Below are 3,756 nucleotides of genomic sequence, written 5' to 3' on the forward strand. Positions count from 1 at the left end.
GGCCATGCCGAACCAGGCGAAAAAACAAAAGAAGAAAGTTAGCCAGGTGATGTGAAAGGTTTTCATCTGAACACCTTTGAACGAAAATATATTTAATTTATCTAGCGGTTTAGTAATGGAGTTTAGTGTCATAACGATCTGTTTAAGCGTAAATAAATAAATGGGTTCTTTTAAAATTTATAGCCTAAGCCTACGCCAACGTTCCATTCGCCATTTTTGACTGCGGTTTTAGGGTTGTAGTATAAAGGGAGTTGTAAAGCTACATGCCGAAATGCAGCTGTTAAGCCAAAACCAAGGCTAGGTGTAAGTAATTTGTTTTTTGGGGCACCCGATGCCACTTTGTCTTCTTTAATTCTTAAAGTAGGTAACAGACCTAATAATACACTATAGGGCTTTTTGCTGAATTTAATGCCCGGTCCAGCGCAATTGAGAAATGCACCGCCATCTACATATCCGGCAACTAAAGTGCCGTCAAAAAGAACAGCTTTTGTTTGCGATTTGGCCGAAAAAAAGAACAAGGTAAGTGCAAGGCAGCATGATACTGCTGCATAATTTTGAATTTTCATGTTTGTTTGGTTTAAGTTTATACCGAATATAGTTAATCTTACTGGGTCAGGTTAAGATTTTGGTGTTGTACCAATGTAAACGGTTCCGTTTTCTATCTTTACAGGATAGGTTTTTATTGCGCATTCATCACCGCTTAAACATTCGCCAGTGCTCAATGAGAATGTTTTTTTGTGGAAAGGGCAGGCTACCTTAGGTTCATCGGTAGTAGATCCAATCATTCCACGGCTTAATGCCATCTGTTTTTTATGCGGGCACTCATTTTGTGTGGCGTACCACTCATTTCTTCTGGTGAAATAGAAAAGTGCAATCTGATCTTCACCATGTTTTACGCAAACGCCACCGTTCTCAATGGCATCCTCGACTCGGCAGGCTGCTAGCCAATTTGATTGTTCATTCATAATTTTTGGGTTTTATAAGGTTTGTAAAGATTATTTATTAAACTGTTTTCCATTCGGCGGTTCTTTTTTGTCCGCGCATCTCAACAAATTCTATAGTTGGATCTTTGTCTTCCGGTGCATTTACAAAATGAGAGAAGCGTTTTCTGATCGCAGGATTTTCTACAGCTTCTTTCCATTCGCATTTGTAAGAGGCAATTAAGTTTTCAATTTCATTTTCCCATTGGGCGGCCATTCCTAAACTATCGTTAATGATTACGTTCCGCAGGTAATCTATTCCACCTTCCATTTTGTTCAGCCAGGTTGCTGTTCTGGTAAGGGGATCGGCAGTGCGGATGTAAAACATCAAAAATCTATCAATGTATTTAATACAGGTTTCACTATCTAAGTCTGTTGCCAGTAAAAGGGCATGTTGAGGTTTGCTACCGCCATTACCACATACATATAAGTTCCAGCCTTTTTCAGTAGCAATAATGCCGAAGTCTTTGCTCTGTGCTTCTGCACACTCTCTGATACAGCCACTTACAGCTGATTTAAACTTGTGCGGTGCACGGATACCCCTGTATCTTTCTTCGATCCGGATGGCGAAACTTACACTGTCATGCAAGCCAAATCTGCACCAGGTACTACCTACGCAGCTTTTAACCGTTCTTAAGCCTTTTCCGTAAGCATGTCCGCTTTCAAAACCTGCAGCGATTAATTCCTCCCAGATAATAGGAAGGTCGTTAAGGTGTGCACCGAACATATCAATACGCTGACCTCCGGTAATTTTGGTGTAGAGGTTATATTTTTTAGCTACTTCGCCAATTACTATCAATTTATCGGGTGTAATTTCGCCACCCGGAACCCTTGGTACCACTGAGTATGAGCCGCCTTTTTGGATGTTGGCTAGAAAACGGTCGTTACTATCCTGGGCCACATCATTTCCTTTTTTAAGGATCATTTCGTTCCAAAGGCTGGCTAGGAGCGATGACACTAATGGTTTACATACCTCACAACCGTCATTTTTGCCTAAAGCATCCAATACTTCATCATAACTTTTTAGTTCGTGGATATGAATAAGGTCAAAAAGTTCTTGTCGGCTATAGTTAAAGTGTTCGCAAATTACATTTTTGATATACTTACCTTGTGATTTTAAGGTATAAGTCATCAAATCTTTAACCATTGGCAAGCATCCACCACAGCCTGTGCCTGCTTTGGTGCATTTTTTTAAGTCATCAATGTTTTCGCAAGAGCCATCAGCAACTGCAGCGCAGATATCGCCTTTGCTCACGCCTTCACAGCTACAGATCAATGCACCATCGGGTAAACCTGTAATTCCGGCTCCGCCAGCAGGCTCGCTTCCGCCACGTGCACCCAGAATCAGTTCTTCAGGGTTTTCTGGTAATACAATCCGGTTATTAGAGGTCTGCAACAGCAGGTTGTAAGCTGTTGCATCTCCAATTAATATACCTCCTAAAAGGTATTGCCCGTCATTACTAACATTTATTCTTTTATAAACGCCTTTGTGTTTGTTTTCGAAGATGATGGTGCGGCAATCGGGTTCGGTAATAAAATTATCACCAAAACTGGCCACATCGATACCGATCAGTTTCAGTTTAGTGCTCATATCAAACCCTGTAAAGGTTTTTTCACCTTCGCAAAGGTTTGCAGCCAACACTTCAGCCATTTCGTAACCAGGAGCAATTAAGCCATAAATCATTCCATCGTACAAAGCGCATTCACCAATGGCAAAAATAGCCGGATCATTGGTTTGCATTTTTTGGTCCACAACAATTCCACCGCGCGGACCAACCTCGATACCGCAGGCTTTTGCCAGTTCATCACGTGGTTTTATACCAGCAGAGATGACAAGCATATCTACATCTAAAGCAGTATCATCGCTAAACTTTAATGCGGTAATACGGCCATCGCCTTCAATACTTGTCGTGTTTTTATTTAAGTGGATCTGTAAACCAAGATCTGCGAGTTTAGATTTAAGCATATCGCTACCTGCAGTATCAATTTGTCTTGGCATTAAGCGCGGTGCAAATTCAATAATGCTCGTTTTTTCGATGCCCAGATCTATTAATGCTTTAGCAGCCTCTAGTCCCAGTAAACCACCACCGATAACCGAAGCTGTTTTGGCCTTTTTGGCATAACCGCTAATCAGGTCAAGATCTTCAATGGTACGGTAAACAAAAACACCTTCTTTCTCGATACCAGGGATATTGGGAACGAAAGCCCCCGAGCCGGTTGCAAAAACAAGAATATCGTAATGATAATCAAGGCCACTGGCTGTATAAACTTTTTGAAGTTCGCGATCTATTTTAACGATTGGATTATTTAAGAAAAGGGTAATATTTTGCTCTTGATACCAGTTTTCAGTAGAAAGAGAAAGATCATCAGCAGTTTTTCCGTTAAAATATTCACTTAAATGAACACGGTCATAAGCTCTGCGGGGTTCTTCGCCAAAAACAATAAGATTAAAAGAAGAGGTTTTTGATCTTAGCTTTTCGCAGAATTTATATCCCACCATTCCATTTCCTATTACGATTATTTGTGGTTCTTTCATAAATCTTAAAGGTATTTTGTGTTTGTTGGTTTCTGTTGGTTGTTTTTTGTTTCGAATTATTTGTTTTATTGTTTTTTATTGATAATAATCGATTCAAAAATTCATATTTTAATATTTATATGATTTTTGATATTCAAATATAGGTTAAAATTCGATTAAAAGTTGTTTTTGTGTGATTTTTATCATAAAAAATTTAATTTTTTAATAAATTTTCATCACTTTTATGTTTAAATAGTTAAA

At 39.2% G+C, this 3,756-nt stretch carries 3 protein-coding genes; all 3 read right to left on the reverse strand.

The window, feature by feature from the left end; genetic code table 11:
* Nucleotides 1–170: 170 nt before the first annotated feature.
* Genes AC1DPQ_RS21015 through nirB form a run of 3 tightly spaced genes read right to left on the reverse strand, consistent with a single transcriptional unit; the run spans nucleotide 171 to nucleotide 3,516 of the window.
* The gene (locus tag AC1DPQ_RS21015; protein WP_251029902.1) at nucleotides 171–566 is read right to left on the reverse strand and encodes a hypothetical protein; all 396 of its coding nucleotides are present in this window, start codon (nucleotides 564–566) and stop codon (nucleotides 171–173) included.
* 51 nt (nucleotides 567–617) lie between these two features.
* Nucleotides 618–965 (reverse strand): nitrite reductase small subunit NirD, encoded by a 348-nt coding sequence (gene nirD / locus AC1DPQ_RS21020; protein WP_029276048.1) that lies wholly within the window; start codon nucleotides 963–965, stop codon nucleotides 618–620.
* 37 nt (nucleotides 966–1,002) lie between these two features.
* Nucleotides 1,003–3,516 carry a nitrite reductase large subunit NirB gene (gene nirB / locus AC1DPQ_RS21025; RefSeq protein WP_477610763.1) on the reverse strand — a complete coding sequence of 838 codons (2,514 nt, stop codon included), beginning with the start codon at nucleotides 3,514–3,516 and terminating at the stop codon, nucleotides 1,003–1,005.
* Between the last annotated feature and the right edge of the window lie 240 nt (nucleotides 3,517–3,756).

The organism is Pedobacter sp. 01T416_2, assembly GCF_056398925.1.

What these genes read in the sequence shown, in the direction of transcription:
- AC1DPQ_RS21015 (WP_251029902.1), bottom strand. Translation starts at nt 566, where the DNA reads ATGAAAATTCAAAATTATGCAGCAGTATCATGCTGCCTTGCACTTACC.
- nirD (WP_029276048.1), bottom strand. Translation starts at nt 965, where the DNA reads ATGAATGAACAATCAAATTGGCTAGCAGCCTGCCGAGTCGAGGATGCC.
- nirB (WP_477610763.1), bottom strand. Translation starts at nt 3,516, where the DNA reads ATGAAAGAACCACAAATAATCGTAATAGGAAATGGAATGGTGGGATAT.